Source organism: Pseudomonas sp. A125 (genome assembly GCF_055409485.1).
Window position 1 is genome coordinate 16,622 of sequence record NZ_JBUZVP010000045.1, and the last position, 16,868, is coordinate 33,489.

Consider the following 16,868-nt stretch of genomic DNA (forward strand, 5'->3'; position numbering starts at 1 on the left):
TGGATCTTGCTGCGCTTTCGGGCTCATGCCAGCACCTGGCGCATGCGGATCAAGGTGTGTTCGGGGCTGCTCGGCTCGTCGGCGTTCTGGCGCAGGAAGGCTTCGATGGCGCCATGGCGGGTGATTGCTTCGTCGGCCAGCGGGTCGCTGCCGGCGGAGTATTCGCCGACGCGGATCAGCATTTCGATCTCGCCGTAGCGCGCCATCAATTCACGGATGCGCATTGCCAGACGTTTGTGTTCTTCACCGGCCACCTGCTCCATCAACCGGCTGCGACTGCGCAGTACGTCTACCGCCGGGAAGTAGTTGCGCTGGGCCAATTCGGCGCTGAGGGCGATATGCCCGTCGAGGATCGAGCGCGCTTCCTCGGCCACCGGGTCACTGGCGGAGTCGCCCTCGGTAAGCACGGTGTACAGCGCGGTGATGCTGCCGGTGGGACCGGGGCCGGCGCGCTCCAGCAGTTTGGGCAAGGTGGCAAAAAAAGACGGCGGATAACCACGCCGTGTCGGCGGCTCACCCACCGCCAGGCCGATCTCGCGCTGGGCGCGGGCAAACCGTGTGAGGCTGTCCATGAGCAGCAGCACGTTGCGGCCCTGGTCGCGGTGGTACTCGGCCAGGGTGGTGGCGACAAATGCCGCGCGCACCCGCTCGGCGGCCGGGCGGTCGGAGGTGGCGACTACCGCCACGGTACGCGCGCGGGCCTGGTCGTCCAGTTGCACGTCCAGTAGTTCGCGCACTTCCCGGCCCCGCTCGCCGATCAGGCCGATCACAATCACATCGGCCTCGCTGTTGCGGATAATGCTCGCCAACAACGAGGACTTGCCCACGCCGGGTTCGCCGAAGATGCCCATGCGCTGGCCTTGGGCGAGGGTCAACAGGCCGTCGATGGAGCGAATGCCCAGGGCCATGGAACGCACGATCAATTGCCGGGAAAACGGCGCCGGCGGCTCGGCATGCAAGGGGTAGGTCTGCAAGTTCAGGGTCGGCGGCAGGCCGTCACCGTCGAGAAACTCGCCCATGGGGCTGATCACCCGCCCCAGTTGCGCATCGCCCACCGCCACACCGAGGCTTTCGCCGGTGGCGATGATTTGCGTACGGGTCGACAAGCCTTCCATGGAGCCGATGGGCGACAGGATCGCTTCGTCGCCATCGAAACCAATCACCTCGGCGCTAAGGCTGCGACCACTGACCGGGTCGCGCAGGTGGCACAGCTCACCAATACTCGCGCCCGCCACACTGGCCCGCAACAACACCCCGCGAATACTCAACACGGTGCCCTGCATCGGGCGCAGGCGGGCCTGGGACAGCCGCTCGGTGAGACGCGGCAGCAGGTGATTGAGGTTCATGCCATGCCCTCTTCGGCGAAGGGCAACAGGCTGCGGCGCAGGGTGTGCAGTTGCGCGTCCAGCCCCAGCTCAACCGAACCCGCCGGGCTGCTCAGGCGTGCCTGGCCGGCACTCAGTTGCGCGTCGGCCTCTACGGCGATGCCATCCTTGAGCAACGGTTGGCGCAAGGCATTCACTTCGGCGGGCGGCACCCACAAGGTCAAGGCCTGGCCCTGGCGAAACGCGCTCAAGGCCTGGCGGGTGCAGCGCACTACGCGGTCAGTGTCATCCAGTTCGCCGAGCACTTCGCGCACAATGCCAAGGGCCAGGTCTGCCAGCGATGCTTCAAGCCCGGCCAGGTACTGCTGGACTTGGGCCTGGGTCTCCAGCAGCAGTCGCGCGACTTGTTCGGCGCCTTCCCGTCGCGCACTTTCAAAGCCTTCGGCGCGGGCGGTGTGCAGCCACTGGTCGCTGTCGGCCTTGATTTGCTCGGCATGGTCCCTGGCGGCTTGCACAAAGGCAAAGCCATCGGTCCACAACGCCGCTTCTTCGGCACGCAAGATCCGCGCGGCAGGACGGCTGGGTAATTCACTCATGGGCAAGCTCCTCGGCGAGCAACCGGGCGGCAACGGTCTGGACGATTTCCAGGTCACGGGGCAAGCGCCCGCTATAACCCTTGGGTGCGACAAACCGCAGTGACAGCCAACCTTGCAACTCGACGGGCTGGGCTTGCAGCCAGGCGGCGACACAGGTGAGGCCGTCGCGGTCGATGGCGTCGATCAACTCGGTGGGCTCGCGCAGCAGGTCTGCGGCACCGCCCAACTGCCGGTTGGCCAGGGCCAGCGTGAACGCTTCCTGACCCAGGCCTTCGCGCAGTTCATTGACCACTTCGCGGCGAATCTCCCGGCTCAGGGTCGAGGCATGCCAGATCGCCCCACACAGCCTGGGCAGGCGCTGAAATTGCGCCGGGTTCAGCAGCAGCACCGGCAAATCAGCGGCGGGCGGCGTCACCAGATGCGCCAGCGGCGCCAGTTGATAATGGCTGGCCAGCAACTGTTCCAGCCGCGGCCGGAAACGCGGCTGCCCATGCAGGGCTTGCAGCACCTCGGCCGGCAGGCTTTCGCCGAAACACTCGCCAAGGCTCTGCTGGCGCACAAACTGCAACGGCTGGGCGATCAAGCCCTGCCAACGCTCAACCAGGCTCATTCACCCTCCTTGAGCACATACAACGCCTGGGACTGGCGTCGCGCCCACTGTTGACGGGCCAGCACGCCGCACGCGCCAAGGGCCAGCAGCAGTAAACCGCCGAACAGCAACCGCGCCTGGTTGAGGTTGTCTTCCAGCAACCACAGGCCCATGAAGCTCGCCAGCCGTGGTTGCGCCGGGTTCTGGCTGATGGACACGGCGGCCTTGATCGCCGTCACCGAGACGCCGTCATAGCTCAGGCCGGAAATACCGTTGGCCACCAGGGTCTTGATCTGCGGGATCAGGGTGTTGATGTCGGTGCCCGGGTCGTAGCGCACCAGCACCGAGGCCGACGACGGCGAAATCACCCGCTTGAGCAGGTCATTGTCCGGCAGCACCACGTGCACCCGTGCCGAGACGATGCCGTCGATCTGCGACACCGAATGCGACAGCTCTTCGCTCAAGGCGTAGATCATCTGCGCCCGCTCCTGCACCGGGGACGACACCAGGCCGTTACCCTTGAACACCTCGCCCATGTTGGAAAAGCTCTGCTGCGGCAGGCCGGCGTTGTCCAGCAGGGTCATGGCTTCGGCGAAGCGCTGTTCGTCGACCACCACTTTGAGCTGGCCGTTGTCCTGCACCTTGCGCGTCGCCGGGATACCGTCGCGCAGCAGCACCGCGACCATGGCGTTGGCGTCGCGCTCGCTGAGGTTGGTGTAGAGGTCCATGTCGCAGGCCTGCAAGAGGCTGGCGAGCATGCCGATCAGCAGCAGGCGCAGGGCACGATTCGGGCTTGGCATGGCGTTATTGACCCTTGAGCAGCGTGTTGGCGGAACCGGAAATCTGCGTCGCACCGCGCACCACCATCTGGGTTTCGATGGAGTAATCGAACATCTTGCCCAGTGAATGGACGATCTGGTCGACCTGTTGCTCGGCGACTTTCTTGCCCGGTTCGGCGGTGGGCGAGGCACCCGAGGTGCGGATATCCGCAGCGGCCACTTGGGGCGGCGCCGACGGGTTATTGGTGAGCAAGTCGGCGCGCTCGGAAAAGGTCCGGGAGCGGTCGATAAAACTGTTCAGGCGCTCCATCAGGCCCGAGCCGATCTGATGGGGGCTGGCGCCCTCGGGCATGCCCTTGGCCGTGTTGGCCATGTGCTCGAACAGATTCTGCGAGGCCCCCGCGGGCCCCGCGCCGGCGGACGGCGGCAAGGCCGTGGCGCTGGCAGCGAGACTGATGGTCATGGGTGCGCCCTACTCTTCGTCGTCATCGGACAAGGCGTCATTCAGCATTTCCTGCGCCTTGGGCATGATGATGAACTGGCCGCCGATGGTGACCGCCTGGGTGATCAGGGCATCGGTGAATTCGGCGTCGGTCATCTCCGGTTTGTCGGCGCTCTTGGCGTTATCCACCGCGGCGTTGAACTTGGCTTCAGGGCTGGCGCCACCGGGGGCGAGGTTGCTGTCTACGGCGGTTACGGACATGGTCATGCTCCTTTGCTGGGGTTGGGGTGAATCAAGGGGTCTCGGTGCTCACCTGGGCGCCGCGAAACACTCGCACGCCCTGCTCGCGCGCCACGACGGGCGCGGCGGCCTTGGGCTGCAGGTGATCCACATGCTGCTGGACCAGCGCCAGGTACGGCGGCGGCCCGGACACGAATACTTCATCGCCCTCCGGGCCGTTGCGCATCGACAACTGCTGGCCGAACACATCGAGGTTGTTCAAATAGGCCTGCAACTGGTCCAGGTTCAGGGCGCTGGCCTTGAACAATTTGGTGGTGATTTCGTCACTGGCGTTGAGGTACAGCAGGTTGCCGTCGAAGTACCAGGTCAGGCCGTTGGTGCTGCACAGCATTTGCAGAAACTCCCCGGCAGTGGCCGCACGCACGGTGCTGCGGGCCTTGCCGCGCACCTTGTCGGAGAGCACCAGCGGGACGTCGAGGTTGTGGCCGAACTCTTCGAGGGCGGCGCGCACGTCCTGGTCTACCAACACGTAGGCGTAGGGTTTGGCGAACCACTCGGGCTCCTCGTCGGCGTGGGCGAGCGAGGCACCAAACAGCACCGACAGACATAGGAGCGCCATGGAAAATATGCTTACATGGCGTCCGCCTTCGCCCAACGAGTTGTGACGATGACCAAACACTTTTTGCTTGCCGCCAGCCTGTTGCTGGCTGCCTGTACCAGCACTGCGCCGAGCGATACCGACCGCTCGGTGAAACTGGCCAACGACCTGAACAAACGCGGCGACTACGCCAGCGCGGCGGCGCTGTATGAGCGTGCGGCCCAGCAACCGGGCGCCGGCATCGACCTGTGGCTCAAACTCGGCCAGGCGCGGCTCGACGGCAACGATGCGCTGGGTGCCGAACGCGCCTTCCAACAAGCCCTTGGCCTCGAGGCCCACAACGCCGACGCCTTGCTGGGGCTGGGCACCGCACAACTGCGACTGGGCAAAACCCAACGCGCCGTGACGGCCCTGGGGCAAGCTGCAGAGGCCAGCCACACGCCGGAGGCCTACACCCGGCTGGGCATTGCTCAAGTGCTGAATGGCCAGGCCGTCGCGGCACAAACCGCCTTCGCCAAAAGCCTGAGCCTGCAACCCGACGACCTCGACAGCCGCTGCAACCTGGCCCTGGCGTACGCCCTGGGCGGTCAGTCGCAACAGGCGCTGGACACCATCGCCCCGGTCACCCAATCGCCCCGCGCGCTGCCACGGCATCAGCGTAATGAACTGCTGGTGCTGGTATTGGCGGGTTACGAACAACGGGTTGCCAGCCTGCCGCTGGACGACATCCCGACGGCTGAACGAGTACGGCTGGTTGCAGAAGCCAACCGCATCAAAGCCATCAGCGACCCAGTTGCGCAGGCGCGGGAGTTGGGGCTGGTGGACACGCACTAAACCCAACAGCTTTTGATCTTGCTGTTGCCCTGCTTTTGATCTTGCTTTTGATCTATCAGGCCCCGTCAACCACGATGGCCGCAAGCAGGCACGGTGTAGCGGGTAAATCGGCAAGGATGCCGATTTAGCCGCGCCGGGCCATGGATGGCCCGTCGCGGCGGCCCGCGGAACCGTGCCGGAGTGCGGGCATGCCGAGCCTAAGCGAGGCACCGAGTGGTGGGGCAAAGACCTTTTGGTTACTTTTGGGGCGTTTGCCAAAAGTGACCCGCTGTAAGAGCGGAACCATAAGAAGCCGTTACCGCAGGAATGGATATATACACGGTAAGCTTCAAAATCCCGGTCGCCTGCCAGACCGCTATCGCGAGCAAGCCCGCACCCACAGTTGGATGATGGTGTGGCAGACAGATCTACTGGGCCTGGAATATCGCTATCGCAGGCAAGCCAGCTCCCACAGTTGGATGATGGTGTGGCAGACAGATCTACTGGGCCTGGAATATCGCTATCGCAGGCAAGCCAGCTCCCACAGTTGGATCGTGGTGTGGCAGACAGATCTGCTGGGCCTGGAATGCCGCTATGGCAGGCAAGCCAGCTCCCACAGTTGGATTGTGGTGTGGCAGACAGATCTGCTGGGCCAGGAATACCGCTATCGCAGGCAAGCCAGCTCCCACAGGGGGAATATGCCCAGGGGGTCATTGCTCACCTCCCGGAGCGCCAGCCTTGGCCTCTTGTTGAGCCTGGCGCCGCTGCAACTGCTCCCGGTCAAACCCCTCGATATACACCTGCGCCGCCCGCCCAACCGGTGCCGCCATCGCCGGCCCGGTCGCCCGCCCCTGATTCAAATCCTGGCGCTGCTCCACCATCTGCATCAAATTCAGATTGTTGGCACAGCCCAACGGCAAGGTCGCCTTGAAATCCTCATCCAACCCGACCTCGTCCTTGGCCGGCGGCTGCTGGCACTGGCTCGGCAACCCGTCCGCCTGATATTGCGGCGAGTAATACACCGGCGCCAAATGCGTCTTGCAGCCCACCACCAACAGGGGCAAACACATCAACAAACGCGAAACTTTCATGCCATGCCCCCTCATCAATTCATGTAGAAACCAAACGCCCCGCCACTGCGCGGCCCCGCCGCTGCAGCGGTCGCAGGCTGCGCATCCAACGGTGTGGCCAGCGTGCGACTGCGCACCGGCTCCACCAGGTACGGCGTAATCAAAATCACCAGCTCGGTTTCATTGCGCTGAAAACGCTTGGAGCGAAACAGGTTGCCCAGGATCGGCAAATCGCCCAATAACGGCAGCTTCTCGATGTCCTGGCTGCTCTCGCGCTGGAACAGCCCGGCAATCGCAAACGTCTGCCCACTGCCCACTTCCACCCGCGTATCGGCGCGCCGCACGCTGAACGACGGCACATGAAAGTTGCCGAAATCCACCGTACCGCCGCTCACCACACTGCTGACCTCAGGCCGCACTTGCAGGGCGATACGGCCGTTGGGCAGCAGCGTCGGATTGAACAGCAGCGACACGCCGAACGACTTGTATTCGATCCCCACCAAATCCCGATTCACCGGCACCGGAATCGCCACTTCACCGCCCGCCAGGAAGCTCGCGGTTTGCCCGGTCATGGCAGTGATATTCGGCTCGGCCAGAATTTGCAGAATTCCGTTGGCCTGCAACGCGTCGAGCATGCCGTCGATGTTGGTGTTGCCCGAACCGCTGCCCGCTGCCGCCAATCCGCCTGCGGTCGCTGCTGCCAGCGGCCCACCGGTAATCAGCCCGAAGGAAAACGTGCCGTTGCTGAACATCGCGTTCCAGTTCACGCCGTAATGCAACAGCTCGGAGCGCGACACTTCAGCGAACCGCACACGCAAATTGACCTGGGCCGCACCGGCATATTCAGTGGTGTTGACCGTGCTTTGGAAACCCTGGCCCTGGGGGTTGAGCAAGGCATTCAAATCCGTCGCTTCACCCACGCTGTGCACCGTGCCCTTGGCGATCAAACGGTTGCCAGCCCCGCTGATCTGCGCGCCACTGCCGGGGTGCAACGCTTGCATCGGTGCGGTCACGGCCTGGGTGGCGCTGCTCACGGCCAGGGTCAAGCCGGCGAGCTGTTTGCCGTCGGCGCCGAGGGCGATCAGGCTGGTATTGCCCGGCGCCTTGCCGAAGATATAGATCACGCCGGGCGACACCACTTGCAGGTCGGCAATCCCAGGTTCGGCCACCAGCACCGACTCCACCGGCGCTACAAAATGCAGGATCCGGCCTTCCCCGGATGCAAGGCTGATAGAACCCTGGGCACCGTTGGCGATGTCCTGGGCGCTGCAAAAAAACGACGCCAACGCCAGCAACAATAGAGAAAAACGAATCATGAGGCAGACGCCAGGGAAGTGACGGAAGCCGCGGCAGGTGCGCGGCGGTTGGAGATATCGGTGAGGCTGATGGTCACCAGCGCTTGCAGGTTGTATTCAGTGGCCAGCTCGCGAAACGACAACACGGCCAGCTCCAGCTCACCGCGCAGCACCAGGCGGCGCAGGCTGCGGCGCAGTTCCGGGTGCACCAGCAATACCGCGCTGTTGGCCTCGGTGGTTTTGTCGCAGGCCTGGCGCAATTGCGCGAGCAAGGCGCGGTTGACCTCTTCCGGAATCACTTCGCGGCTGGGTTCCTGGCGACGCAGGGACGCACGCAACTGGTCTTCCAAACCCGGCGCCAGCACCAGCGCGCCAATCACCCGGTTGCGGTCGGCGTACTGATGGCTGATCTGCCGCGCCAATGCTGCGCGCAGGTGTTCGGCCAGGCGGCCGGCATCGGTTTCCCGGGCGCCCCACTCCACCATGGCTTCGAGCAGAGCCCGTTGATTGCGGATCGACACGCCTTCGCCCACCAGCAAGCGCAGGGTCTCGGCCACCCGCTGCAACGGCACCAGGCGCAGGGCTTCCTTGACCAGTTCGCCGTAAGTGGCCTCGGTGCGTTCGAGCAGCAGACGGGTTTCCTGGATCCCGAGAAAGTCTGCGGCATAGCGGCGCAGGCTGCGTTCCAGCACGCCGCGCAATACTTCATCCGGCAGCAGGAAGCCGATGCCGGCGCTGCGCAGCGCGTCTTCGTGCTGGCGTTCGATCCAGTGCGCGGCGCGGCCGTTGAGCGGTGAATCGGCTTGCAGCGTGGCGATGTCCAGCAACTGCACGTGCACCGGATCGTCCTGCAACAGCAGGCAGTTGATCGGCATTTCGCCTTCACTCACCGGCACACCTTCCAGGGACACGCGAAAACTGCCCGGCGTGGCCTTGGCGTCCATGTGAACGCCCGGCACCGGCACATCCACGCCGAGGTCGCTGCGCAGGTCGTGGCACAGCGCTTCGATGCGCTGGCCCAGCAACTGGCGCGGTGCGCTGAGGGCCAGGGCGCTGCCGAGGGTCAGCAATACCCGAGTGTCAGGGGCCACGCCGTATTCCTGCTCGGCCTGCACCTCGACCACCGGTTCCAGCGTCTCGATCAGCGCTTCAGGCTCCACTTGGTTTTCGCGGGTATGGCGGCGGTACATCACGAAAGCCGCCCCCCCGAACACCAATGACAAACCGAGGAACACCCAGGTCGGAAAGCCCGGGATCACGCTGACACCGACCATGATCAATGCAGTCAACCCGAGGGCCCGGTAACTGGCGCCCAACTGCTTGAGAATCTCGCTGCCAAGGTCACCCGCTTCGCCGTCGCTGTTGACCCGCGTAACCACGGTGCCCGCTGCCACAGAGATCAACAGCGCCGGGATCTGCGCGATCAGACCGTCGCCCACGGTCAGCAGCGAGTAGGTGTGCACCGCCGCGCCGAAGGCCATGTCGCGCTCGATCATGCCGATCAACATGCCGCCCAGCAGGTTGACCGCAAGGATCACCAACCCGGCAATCGCATCGCCCTTGACGAACTTCATCGCCCCGTCCATCGCGCCGAACATCTGGCTCTCACGCTCCAGGCGCGAACGCCGGCGACGGGCTTCGGCCTGGTCGATATCGCCGTTGCGCAGGTCGTTGTCGATGCTCATTTGCTTGCCGGGCATCGCATCCAGGGTGAAGCGCGCGGCCACTTCCGCGACCCGTTCGGCGCCCTTGGTGATCACCACAAACTGCGCCACGGTAATGATCAGGAACACCACCATGCCCACCACCACCTGGCCGGCAATCACAAAGTCACCGAAGGCCTTGACGATATGGCCGGCGTCGCCGTGCAGCAGAATCAAGCGGGTGGTGGTGATGGACAGCGACAGGCGAAACAGGGTACTGAGCAGAATCAGCGGCGGCAGCGCGGAGAATTCCACCGAGTGGCCGATATAAAAAGCGACGATCAGGATCAGGATGCTCAGGGCGATGTTCAGGCCAATCAGCATATCCACCAGGTAGGTGGGCAGCGGGATGATCATCATCACGATGGCCATCAGCATGAACGCGACGATGATCACGTCGGTGCGCTGGGCGGCCATGCGCGCGATGCCGTTCAGGCGATTGAGCAGGTTCATGGCGCCACTCTCCGTGCAGCCAGGTAGCGTTTGAAGCACTGGCGCGCTTCGTCCTTGCGCTCGCCGTACCACAGCGCCCGGGCGCGCAGCAGCAACAGGCTGGTAGACTCGCCTTCCAGCGCCACCAGGCGGTCCAGGGCCGACAGTGCGCGGGTGGCGTCACCGCTGTCGGTGAACGCCAGCACCAGCGAGCGCAGCAACAGGCCGTCGTTGGGCGCCACGCTCACGGCAATCAGCAGCATTACCAGCGCACGCTGGGACTGGCCATTGCGCCGGTACAGCTCGCCGATGCCCTTGAGCAGTTGCACTGCGTCGTCGTTATCCCGGGGCATCAGGCCTGGACCTCCGAGCGTTGTTGTTCGAGGGTGCGGCGCATCTCGATTTCCTCGCTGATCAGGTCGTGGGCCAGTGCCTTGATTTCCGGTTCGGCGTCGAGGTTCGGCAACAGGTGCTGCATCACGTGTTCCAGCAGCTCCAGGGACCGTGCGCTGCCAAACAGCAGCGAATCGACGCCGGCGGCGCTGGTGAGCTCTTCCAGGTCACTGCGCAGGGAGCGGCGGGACTGGACCTTGCGGGTTTTGAGCAGCGCTTCGAAGGCGGTGGCCTGGCGCGAATTGACCGGGCGAATCGCCTCGACCGGCGCGCTGCGCACGTCACTTGGAACCAACGGACGGGGTTCGACTTTCATCCCGGGGCCTTAGCTGAAAAAAGCAGCGTCATAAAGTGAAGGTGAAGCGCTCTTCGCCACGGGCGAGGATCACCTGGTTGTTCTCGATGCGTTCCAGCACCCAGTTGTCGGCCAGGGCAGCGCCGGGGTAAAGGCGCTTGCCGCTGTCGTTGATCACGTAGGGATTGACGCCGAACCACACCGCTTGAAAGCGCACCCGTGGCCGGGCCGCATCCGCGCGCACTGCGACCCGAGGGTTGAGGACGATCTGCTGGCCATAACGCTGGTCGAAGGCTTGTTGCAGGGCGACCCACTGGGGCTTTTGTGCCCGCTCGAACGAGCCGGTGGCGTTGAGCTGGCCGTCGACATCATCGACCTTCACAGCGTCCAGGTGGGCGGCCTGCAATTGCGCTTCGAACCAGGCCTTGGCCTCGGCGCGGGAAGGCTTGGCCACGGTTTTTTCGGCGACCGGCAGGACGGCCTGGGCTTGCGGTGGATCGGTGCGAAACGCCAAGGCGCCGGCGCACACAAACAGCAAGGCGGTGGCGATGATCCAGGGCGTGAACGTGCGCGTCGCCACAGGCGGTTTTTCAGGGCTTCCCGGCAGCGCCAGGCTGACACCCGCCGTACCGATGCGCAGTTGCAGCGGCAGCCGCGCGCGATGGCCGCTGCCTTGGGGAATGCGGATATCACCCGCAGTGCCGGTGATCAGCACATCACCGCCGAGGGCTTCGACGGCCACCTGGGCACCTTCAAAACGCAGGCGCAGGTGCAACTCGGCGATCCCGGGATCGCAGAGCAGAAGGTCGGCGGCCGAAGCGGCGCCAAGGGTATAGACCGGTTGGTCGAGCATCAGGGAACTGCCCTGGTGCAAACCGTGGGTCACAAGCAGGGTCGGCACGCCGTTCGCGGCGGGCAGGCCCAGGGAAATCAAGGCTGTCATGGTTGGGTTTGCCCCCTTGAGAATCACAGGTCGCAACCACACCTGTGCCGATCAACAACGGTGCAACGGGGTAAGGCAGGTATACGGGCAGCGCCGGCGCTGCCCGTATGGCGAATCAGTTCTGCGGACGCTGTTTGGTAGCGTCGAGCTCTGCTTTTTTCGCGGTGCTGATCTCGGTGATCTTGGCCGACTTCTCGATAGCCATGTTGAAAGTTGCTTCCATCTTCGCGATAGCGTCGTCGGCGCCGCCTGCACTTACTGGTGGAGTAGTAGCCATGTTCAATCTCCTTGCATCGATAGGGAAGTTAAGCAGCATGCAAACCGAACCAAACTCCCAGCGTCAGACAGTGAGTTGGCAATGCAGCCGTCGGTTTGCATGGCGGCCATACTACTCACGAATAAAACGCCTTCGCTGTGAAAGCTTGTGAAACGTTCACGGCCGGTGCTGTGAAAAAACCGGCTCAACGCGCCGTTGAGAAAATCTCATCAACGGAGGGCCGTTGAACTTTTATTGAAAAACAGATACACGACAGAGCCCAATGATTACGGGGGCTTCTCCCTGTAAGAGGAACCACCCCGAGCCCTTTGAGGCGGTTTAGCTCCACGCAAAACCCTCGACCACTCAACATTATTTGAAAAATAATCCGACAACTTCACACTTTTAACTAATAGCCATTTGCCCAACTTTGCAGATATTGCCATTTGTAACAAAACCGACTTGATCATCGCGTTTTATAGCTCGGCGCGGACGCGTCCAATAACACTTCGCAACTTTCATCCGCCTCAGTTAGTGCACTTGCACTAAAGATCGATTTATATAAAACAACTACCAGGTGATCTATGACTGCGATCCCGAATGGCCTTGACCCTGCTGATAACAAGGGCCCGGCAGGCTCCCGGAGCACGTTCGAAAAAGCCCTGTTCACCGCCGTCGACCGGCCGGTATTCGACCCCTCGAAAATCCGCGGGCCGTCCATCCCGCTGCCGTACCAGAACGTGCAGGCACCGGTGGACAACAGCATCACCTACACCCCGCTGGGCAGCGATAAACCGGTGACGCTCAAGCAGATCGACAACCCCAGGCTGTTTGAGCAATTGGTGAACCAGTACAACGCGCAGCAAAGCGATGCGACCCTTGAAAAGAACCTGGCCGCCAGTAAAAGCGCTGGCTACAAGGAGGCTGACGCCAGCACCGTGGCGCCCGGGTTGGGCAACTACAAGGGGCTCGGCAGCACCACGGAACTGGGCCCGGGGCTGATCCGCTACGAGACCAACGCCGGCGATAAAATTGTGGTCAGCCAGAAGCAGACGCCCGCGCTGTTCGCTCAGGTCAGCGGCGACTCGGCCAAGCTTTTCGCGATCAACGCCAGCCAGGCCGAGGGCTATCGCCTGGCCGGCCCCACGGAAACCATGGACCCGGCGGCGAACATCGGCCCGCCCGAGGAAGTCGGGCCGGGGTTGATTCGCTATACCACCGCCGCAGGCGACAAGGTGATCGTGTCCCAGGACATCACCCCGGCGCTGTACGACCAGGTGGCCAAGCTGTATGCCGGCAGCACCGGCGCTGCGGGCGCCTCGGACACCTCGTGGATCGACACCTCGTCGTTCGGCGTGTCTGGCGCCAAGGCCTGGGACACCATCACCGGCAACACCAGCGGCACCCCCACCAAGGAAGAGCTGGACCTGAACCGCCCCAAGGCGGCTGCGCAACTGCTCTCGCAAAACTGGGACGCCTGGGGCCTGCACGGCGCGCCGATCGACTTCGCCAACCCGCCCACTACCCTGCCGCCCGAAGCTCAGGCCGTGCTCAAGTACGTGGCCAGCAGCCCGAGCCTGATGGCCGCGCTGGACACCGGCGGGCGCGGCAAGGCTGACAACGTGATCACCCATTCGGATGTCGACCACTTCATCGACAACGCCGGCAAGGACCTCGGCGCCGCATCGAAATCCTATGGCAGTTTCCTCGGCAGCCACCCCGGCGATTTGGCCAAGGCCAACGCCAAGTCGGCGGCGATCCTGATGGCCAACGAAAGCCTGGCCGCCGGCGCCGGTTCGGCGATGCGCCCGGGTGACGCCAACCAGCGCAGCAACGACGGCATGCTGCGCACCGACAACCTGGAAGCGTTGGGCAGCGATTCGGCGCTGAGTACTGAACTGACCGGCGCGGCGGCCATGTGGTCCAAACCCGGGATGTTCCATGCCCTGGAAACCGGCGGCGACAACCCGGCCACCGGCAAGTCGGACGGTATCGGCACCCGCGACAACATCGGCGCCTGGCTGGAAAAACAGGCGCCGAAAACCGACAGCGACACCCTGACCTTCCTCGATGGCGCCGCCACCCGCGATGCCGTCGCAGGCATAGACACCTCGGGCCTGACCGCCGACATCCTGGCCAACCCGCAGAACTACAGCGGCGAACAGAAAGCCGCAGTGCTGGTGCAACTCACCGATGCGCAAACCCGCCTGCTGGTGAGCGACTATGTGCCCCACTCCGGCCTGATGGACAAGTACACCTCGCCCAACTACGGCCTCAACCCCAACGAAGACAAGATCAAGGCGCAGCTGCAAAGCGGCATCGAAACCCTCTCGGCCGACCCGGACGTACAAGGCTTCCTGCAAAACAATCGTGGCCCGGCACTGGCCGACATCGTCGACAGCAACCCGACCCTGAAAGTCGCGATGCAGAACTACTACGCCAGCGACATCGAGACCGGCAAGAACCTCAACGACAACCTCAACGCCAAGGACCAGGACGGCAAGCAGGTCGACATGGGCGTGGGCCTGCAAAACGCTGCCAACGACACGACCATCGCCAACCTGGCGCTGGGCGGCAACGGCCATGTGGAACTGACCGGGATCGCGGACAAGGCCGGGCAAAGCGACAACATCCAGCAGTACTACAAGACCGAGCTGGTGACCGGCAAAGCCTTCACCGACGCGGTGGCCGCAGGCATGGACCCGACCGTGGCCGCCAGCAGCTTCGCTGCCAGCACCGCCTCGGCCCAGGCCTTCCTCGGCGACAAAGCCTCAGCGGATGATGCGGCCACCTTGCAGGTGAATTTCAACGAAGCCCTGGGCGATGCGTTGCTCGGGGGCGCCACCACCGACACCCTGAACATCACCCTGGGCGACGGCAAGGGCAACTTCGACGAAGCCAAGGTGACTGCCGCAATCAACGACGCCCAGCAGAAAGACCCGCAGATGTTCGTCACCTCCGACGGCGGCAAGATCGACCCGGCGCAGGTGGTGTCGATGCTGCGCTCGGTGTGGGACATCGGGCGCCAGGGCGACAAGATTGCCGACGCGCTGCCCAAGGCCATCGAAGGCATGAAGTTCGGCGACGTGAGCCCGGCGTTCAAGCAAGGCCTGTTGCACATCGGCAGCGCGGTACTGATGAGCGGTGTACTGATGGCCCGCTCGGCCAGCGGCAGCAACACGCCGGTGGCGGACGCGAACCGGGTATCCGCCGGGCTGCAATTTGCCGGCCTATTGATGGAAGGTGGTACCAAATACGCCAAGGAAGCGGGGTACGGCATCACCTGGGTCAACCGCCCGGACGGCGGCACCATCGGTGACTTCCCCGGCAAGGTGCCGGTGGGCAAGGGCCCGCTGAGTCCGCAGCAAATCGCCAACCTCGGCGCGGCGGGCAAGATTATCGGCTCGGCAGGCGGGATCATTGGCGGCGTGATCGGGGTGATTGGCGGCGTCGACTCGTTGAAAAAAGGCGACTACTTGACCGGCAGTTTCTCCGTCGCCACCGGCGTACTCGGCACGGGCGCGGCAGTGGCGGGGTTGGTGGAAGCCGGGGCCGGTCTGTACGGTGCCACGGAAATCGGCGCGGTGGCCGGGACCATCAGCGGCATCCTCGGCGGCGCCACGGCGATCCTCGGCGGCATCGGGAGCGCCTTCCTGCCCTTCGCCCTGGCCGATGCCCATGGCAAGGCGCAGGACGCGTTCTACGGCCAGCTTGCGCCGGTGCTCAAGCAATATGGCTTGACCGGCGGCCCGACGGAACCGGGCGACTATCCGGAAGACCCGATCCCGGCGATCAACACCTGAGCCTCCCTTGCAGCCTTGCGCGAAAGGGAGCCGCGCGGGGCTGTGTCTTGAACATGCACACAGGTTAATCACATGACGTATTCACAACGCAGCCACCTTGAAGACAGCGCTTTTGAAATTCACTTTGGTCCTTATCGACTGCTGCCCAGGCGTCATCTGCTGCTTAAAAACGGTGAACCCGTGAGCTTGGGCAACAGAGCCCTGACCTTGTTGATTGCCCTCGCCTCGCGACCCGGAGAGCTGCTGGAGAAAACCCAACTGCTGGATATCGCCTGGCCACGGTTGGTGGTGGAGGAATGCAACCTGCGGGCGCAGATCAAGGCGATTCGCCGGGCGTTGGGGGATGATGATTCGGTGTATATCGCGACGGCGACGGGCCAGGGGTATCGGTTTGTCGCGCCGACCTGGGTTGAGCGCCAGGCGCAGAAAAAACCGCTGGTGTTGGGGGTTTATAGCTGTCGCCGGTGTTTGGGCAGCGAAGTAACGCCGGTGCACAGTGCGCGGCAGGAGACGCTTAACAGCTGAACCGTGGGGATTATTCCGTTGGAAAAATATGTTTTTTCCAACGGAATTATTTGGCTGGGCTGGTCGTTGTATTTCCCGAGACTGCTCACTTTTATCAACTTTTCGGGAAACCCCTCATGAATCGTATTCACTGGCTCAGTTTGGCAAGCCTTCTCGCCATTGGCACCGCTCAGGCGGCCTCCTTGCAAGTTCCGGTCAACCTCGTCAGTGCCGATGGCGCGCCGCAGCCTGTGGGTACGGTGACTATCAGTGAGTCCGCCTATGGCCTGATTTTTACACCTGATTTGAAGTCCCTGCCGATGGGCGTGCATGGGTTTCATATCCATGAGAACGGCAGCTGTGACGCGGGAGTGAAGGATGGTGTGAAGGTGGCCGCGTTGGCGGCGGGTGGGCATTTTGACCCGCAGAAGACGGGTAAGCATTTGGGACCGTATGCCGAGGGGCATTTGGGGGATTTGCCGGCGCTGTATGTGAATATGGACGGGACTTCGACCAACCCGGTATTGGCGCCGCGGTTGAAGACGATTGCGCAGATTCAGGGGCATGCGTTGATGATTCACGCTGGCGGGGATAATCATTCGGACATGCCCAAGCCATTGGGTGGTGGTGGTGAGCGCGTGGCTTGTGGGGTGATCTGAATCGGGGCGTATCCGGTATTTGGGTAACGGCTTCGATGGGTTCCGCCCTTACGGCGGGTCACTTTTGAAAGGAGCCCAAAAGTAACCAAAAGGCTCTTGCCCCACCACTCGGCACCTCGCTTAGGCTCGGTGT

General features: G+C 63.5%; 18 protein-coding genes. 4 read left to right on the top strand and 14 right to left on the bottom strand.

Features of this window, described 5'->3' with window-relative positions; all coding sequences use genetic code 11:
* Nucleotides 1-23: 23 nt before the first annotated feature.
* The 7 genes from ACZRN6_RS34195 to ACZRN6_RS34225 are packed head-to-tail and all read right to left on the bottom strand — an operon-like array spanning nucleotide 24 to nucleotide 4,590.
* Entirely contained in the window at nucleotides 24-1,346 is a 1,323-nt protein-coding gene (locus tag ACZRN6_RS34195; protein WP_464009865.1) for a FliI/YscN family ATPase, read from the bottom strand.
* Nucleotides 1,343-1,921, bottom strand: a complete 579-nt coding sequence (locus tag ACZRN6_RS34200) for a FliH/SctL family protein (RefSeq protein ID WP_464009866.1) — start codon at nucleotides 1,919-1,921, stop codon at nucleotides 1,343-1,345. The genes ACZRN6_RS34195 and ACZRN6_RS34200 overlap by 4 nt, the downstream gene beginning before the upstream one ends.
* Complete coding sequence (locus tag ACZRN6_RS34205) at nucleotides 1,914-2,531, bottom strand: type III secretion protein (protein ID WP_464009867.1); 618 nt, start codon at nucleotides 2,529-2,531, stop codon at nucleotides 1,914-1,916. The genes ACZRN6_RS34200 and ACZRN6_RS34205 overlap by 8 nt, the downstream gene beginning before the upstream one ends.
* On the bottom strand, nucleotides 2,528-3,310 hold the full coding sequence (gene sctJ, locus ACZRN6_RS34210; protein ID WP_464009868.1) for a type III secretion system inner membrane ring lipoprotein SctJ: 783 nt from the start codon (nucleotides 3,308-3,310) through the stop codon (nucleotides 2,528-2,530). Before sctJ ends, ACZRN6_RS34205 begins: the two co-directional genes overlap by 4 nt.
* 4 nt (nucleotides 3,311-3,314) lie before the next feature.
* A complete protein-coding gene (locus tag ACZRN6_RS34215; RefSeq protein ID WP_003208328.1) occupies nucleotides 3,315-3,752 on the bottom strand; it encodes a hypothetical protein in 438 nt (145 codons plus the stop codon).
* Nucleotides 3,753-3,761: 9 nt separating this feature from the next.
* Nucleotides 3,762-3,992, bottom strand: a complete 231-nt coding sequence (locus tag ACZRN6_RS34220; RefSeq protein ID WP_177048583.1) for a hypothetical protein — start codon at nucleotides 3,990-3,992, stop codon at nucleotides 3,762-3,764.
* Between the two features lie 31 nt (nucleotides 3,993-4,023).
* Nucleotides 4,024-4,590 (bottom strand): type III secretion protein, encoded by a 567-nt coding sequence (locus tag ACZRN6_RS34225; RefSeq protein WP_322146060.1) that lies wholly within the window; start codon nucleotides 4,588-4,590, stop codon nucleotides 4,024-4,026.
* Nucleotides 4,591-4,638: 48 nt separating this feature from the next.
* Between ACZRN6_RS34225 and ACZRN6_RS34230 the strand changes: the two genes are divergently transcribed.
* Nucleotides 4,639-5,403 carry a tetratricopeptide repeat protein gene (locus ACZRN6_RS34230; RefSeq protein WP_322146061.1) on the top strand — a complete coding sequence of 255 codons (765 nt, stop codon included), beginning with the start codon at nucleotides 4,639-4,641 and terminating at the stop codon, nucleotides 5,401-5,403.
* A 689-nt stretch (nucleotides 5,404-6,092) separates the two neighbouring features.
* Here ACZRN6_RS34230 and ACZRN6_RS34235 read toward each other — a convergent pair.
* The 7 genes from ACZRN6_RS34235 to ACZRN6_RS34265 form a co-directional block, all read right to left on the bottom strand.
* On the bottom strand, nucleotides 6,093-6,473 hold the full coding sequence (locus tag ACZRN6_RS34235) for a hypothetical protein (protein WP_464009869.1): 381 nt from the start codon (nucleotides 6,471-6,473) through the stop codon (nucleotides 6,093-6,095).
* A 14-nt stretch (nucleotides 6,474-6,487) separates the two neighbouring features.
* Entirely contained in the window at nucleotides 6,488-7,768 is a 1,281-nt protein-coding gene (locus ACZRN6_RS34240; protein WP_464009870.1) for a type II and III secretion system protein family protein, read from the bottom strand.
* Nucleotides 7,765-9,903: a type III secretion system export apparatus subunit SctV gene (sctV, locus tag ACZRN6_RS34245; protein WP_464009871.1), complete on the bottom strand. Its 2,139-nt coding sequence runs from the start codon at nucleotides 9,901-9,903 to the stop codon at nucleotides 7,765-7,767. Before sctV ends, ACZRN6_RS34240 begins: the two co-directional genes overlap by 4 nt.
* A complete protein-coding gene (locus tag ACZRN6_RS34250; protein WP_464009872.1) occupies nucleotides 9,900-10,235 on the bottom strand; it encodes a tetratricopeptide repeat protein in 336 nt (111 codons plus the stop codon). The genes sctV and ACZRN6_RS34250 overlap by 4 nt, the downstream gene beginning before the upstream one ends.
* On the bottom strand, nucleotides 10,235-10,591 hold the full coding sequence (locus tag ACZRN6_RS34255) for a hypothetical protein (protein WP_322146065.1): 357 nt from the start codon (nucleotides 10,589-10,591) through the stop codon (nucleotides 10,235-10,237). The genes ACZRN6_RS34250 and ACZRN6_RS34255 overlap by 1 nt, the downstream gene beginning before the upstream one ends.
* Before the next feature lie 28 nt (nucleotides 10,592-10,619).
* Nucleotides 10,620-11,513 carry a SctD/MshK family protein gene (locus tag ACZRN6_RS34260; protein WP_322146066.1) on the bottom strand — a complete coding sequence of 298 codons (894 nt, stop codon included), beginning with the start codon at nucleotides 11,511-11,513 and terminating at the stop codon, nucleotides 10,620-10,622.
* A 115-nt stretch (nucleotides 11,514-11,628) separates the two neighbouring features.
* A complete protein-coding gene (locus ACZRN6_RS34265) occupies nucleotides 11,629-11,790 on the bottom strand; it encodes a hypothetical protein (RefSeq protein WP_003207273.1) in 162 nt (53 codons plus the stop codon).
* A gap of 563 nt (nucleotides 11,791-12,353) precedes the next feature.
* Between ACZRN6_RS34265 and ACZRN6_RS34270 the strand changes: the two genes are divergently transcribed.
* From ACZRN6_RS34270 to sodC, 3 genes are all read left to right on the top strand, one after another.
* Nucleotides 12,354-15,572 carry a type III effector HrpK domain-containing protein gene (locus ACZRN6_RS34270; protein WP_464009873.1) on the top strand — a complete coding sequence of 1,073 codons (3,219 nt, stop codon included), beginning with the start codon at nucleotides 12,354-12,356 and terminating at the stop codon, nucleotides 15,570-15,572.
* 72 nt (nucleotides 15,573-15,644) lie between these two features.
* Nucleotides 15,645-16,097: a winged helix-turn-helix domain-containing protein gene (locus ACZRN6_RS34275; RefSeq protein ID WP_322146068.1), complete on the top strand. Its 453-nt coding sequence runs from the start codon at nucleotides 15,645-15,647 to the stop codon at nucleotides 16,095-16,097.
* A gap of 116 nt (nucleotides 16,098-16,213) precedes the next feature.
* The gene (sodC, locus tag ACZRN6_RS34280) at nucleotides 16,214-16,735 is read left to right on the top strand and encodes a superoxide dismutase [Cu-Zn] SodC (protein ID WP_464009874.1); all 522 of its coding nucleotides are present in this window, start codon (nucleotides 16,214-16,216) and stop codon (nucleotides 16,733-16,735) included.
* Nucleotides 16,736-16,868 lie beyond the last annotated feature (133 nt).

What these genes read in the sequence shown, in the direction of transcription:
- ACZRN6_RS34195 (WP_464009865.1), bottom strand. Translation starts at nt 1,346, where the DNA reads ATGAACCTCAATCACCTGCTGCCGCGTCTCACCGAGCGGCTGTCCCAG.
- ACZRN6_RS34200 (WP_464009866.1), bottom strand. Translation starts at nt 1,921, where the DNA reads ATGAGTGAATTACCCAGCCGTCCTGCCGCGCGGATCTTGCGTGCCGAA.
- ACZRN6_RS34205 (WP_464009867.1), bottom strand. Translation starts at nt 2,531, where the DNA reads ATGAGCCTGGTTGAGCGTTGGCAGGGCTTGATCGCCCAGCCGTTGCAG.
- sctJ (WP_464009868.1), bottom strand. Translation starts at nt 3,310, where the DNA reads ATGCCAAGCCCGAATCGTGCCCTGCGCCTGCTGCTGATCGGCATGCTC.
- ACZRN6_RS34215 (WP_003208328.1), bottom strand. Translation starts at nt 3,752, where the DNA reads ATGACCATCAGTCTCGCTGCCAGCGCCACGGCCTTGCCGCCGTCCGCC.
- ACZRN6_RS34220 (WP_177048583.1), bottom strand. Translation starts at nt 3,992, where the DNA reads ATGTCCGTAACCGCCGTAGACAGCAACCTCGCCCCCGGTGGCGCCAGC.
- ACZRN6_RS34225 (WP_322146060.1), bottom strand. Translation starts at nt 4,590, where the DNA reads ATGGCGCTCCTATGTCTGTCGGTGCTGTTTGGTGCCTCGCTCGCCCAC.
- ACZRN6_RS34230 (WP_322146061.1), top strand. Translation starts at nt 4,639, where the DNA reads ATGACCAAACACTTTTTGCTTGCCGCCAGCCTGTTGCTGGCTGCCTGT.
- ACZRN6_RS34235 (WP_464009869.1), bottom strand. Translation starts at nt 6,473, where the DNA reads ATGAAAGTTTCGCGTTTGTTGATGTGTTTGCCCCTGTTGGTGGTGGGC.
- ACZRN6_RS34240 (WP_464009870.1), bottom strand. Translation starts at nt 7,768, where the DNA reads ATGATTCGTTTTTCTCTATTGTTGCTGGCGTTGGCGTCGTTTTTTTGC.
- sctV (WP_464009871.1), bottom strand. Translation starts at nt 9,903, where the DNA reads ATGAACCTGCTCAATCGCCTGAACGGCATCGCGCGCATGGCCGCCCAG.
- ACZRN6_RS34250 (WP_464009872.1), bottom strand. Translation starts at nt 10,235, where the DNA reads ATGCCCCGGGATAACGACGACGCAGTGCAACTGCTCAAGGGCATCGGC.
- ACZRN6_RS34255 (WP_322146065.1), bottom strand. Translation starts at nt 10,591, where the DNA reads ATGAAAGTCGAACCCCGTCCGTTGGTTCCAAGTGACGTGCGCAGCGCG.
- ACZRN6_RS34260 (WP_322146066.1), bottom strand. Translation starts at nt 11,513, where the DNA reads ATGACAGCCTTGATTTCCCTGGGCCTGCCCGCCGCGAACGGCGTGCCG.
- ACZRN6_RS34265 (WP_003207273.1), bottom strand. Translation starts at nt 11,790, where the DNA reads ATGGCTACTACTCCACCAGTAAGTGCAGGCGGCGCCGACGACGCTATC.
- ACZRN6_RS34270 (WP_464009873.1), top strand. Translation starts at nt 12,354, where the DNA reads ATGACTGCGATCCCGAATGGCCTTGACCCTGCTGATAACAAGGGCCCG.
- ACZRN6_RS34275 (WP_322146068.1), top strand. Translation starts at nt 15,645, where the DNA reads ATGACGTATTCACAACGCAGCCACCTTGAAGACAGCGCTTTTGAAATT.
- sodC (WP_464009874.1), top strand. Translation starts at nt 16,214, where the DNA reads ATGAATCGTATTCACTGGCTCAGTTTGGCAAGCCTTCTCGCCATTGGC.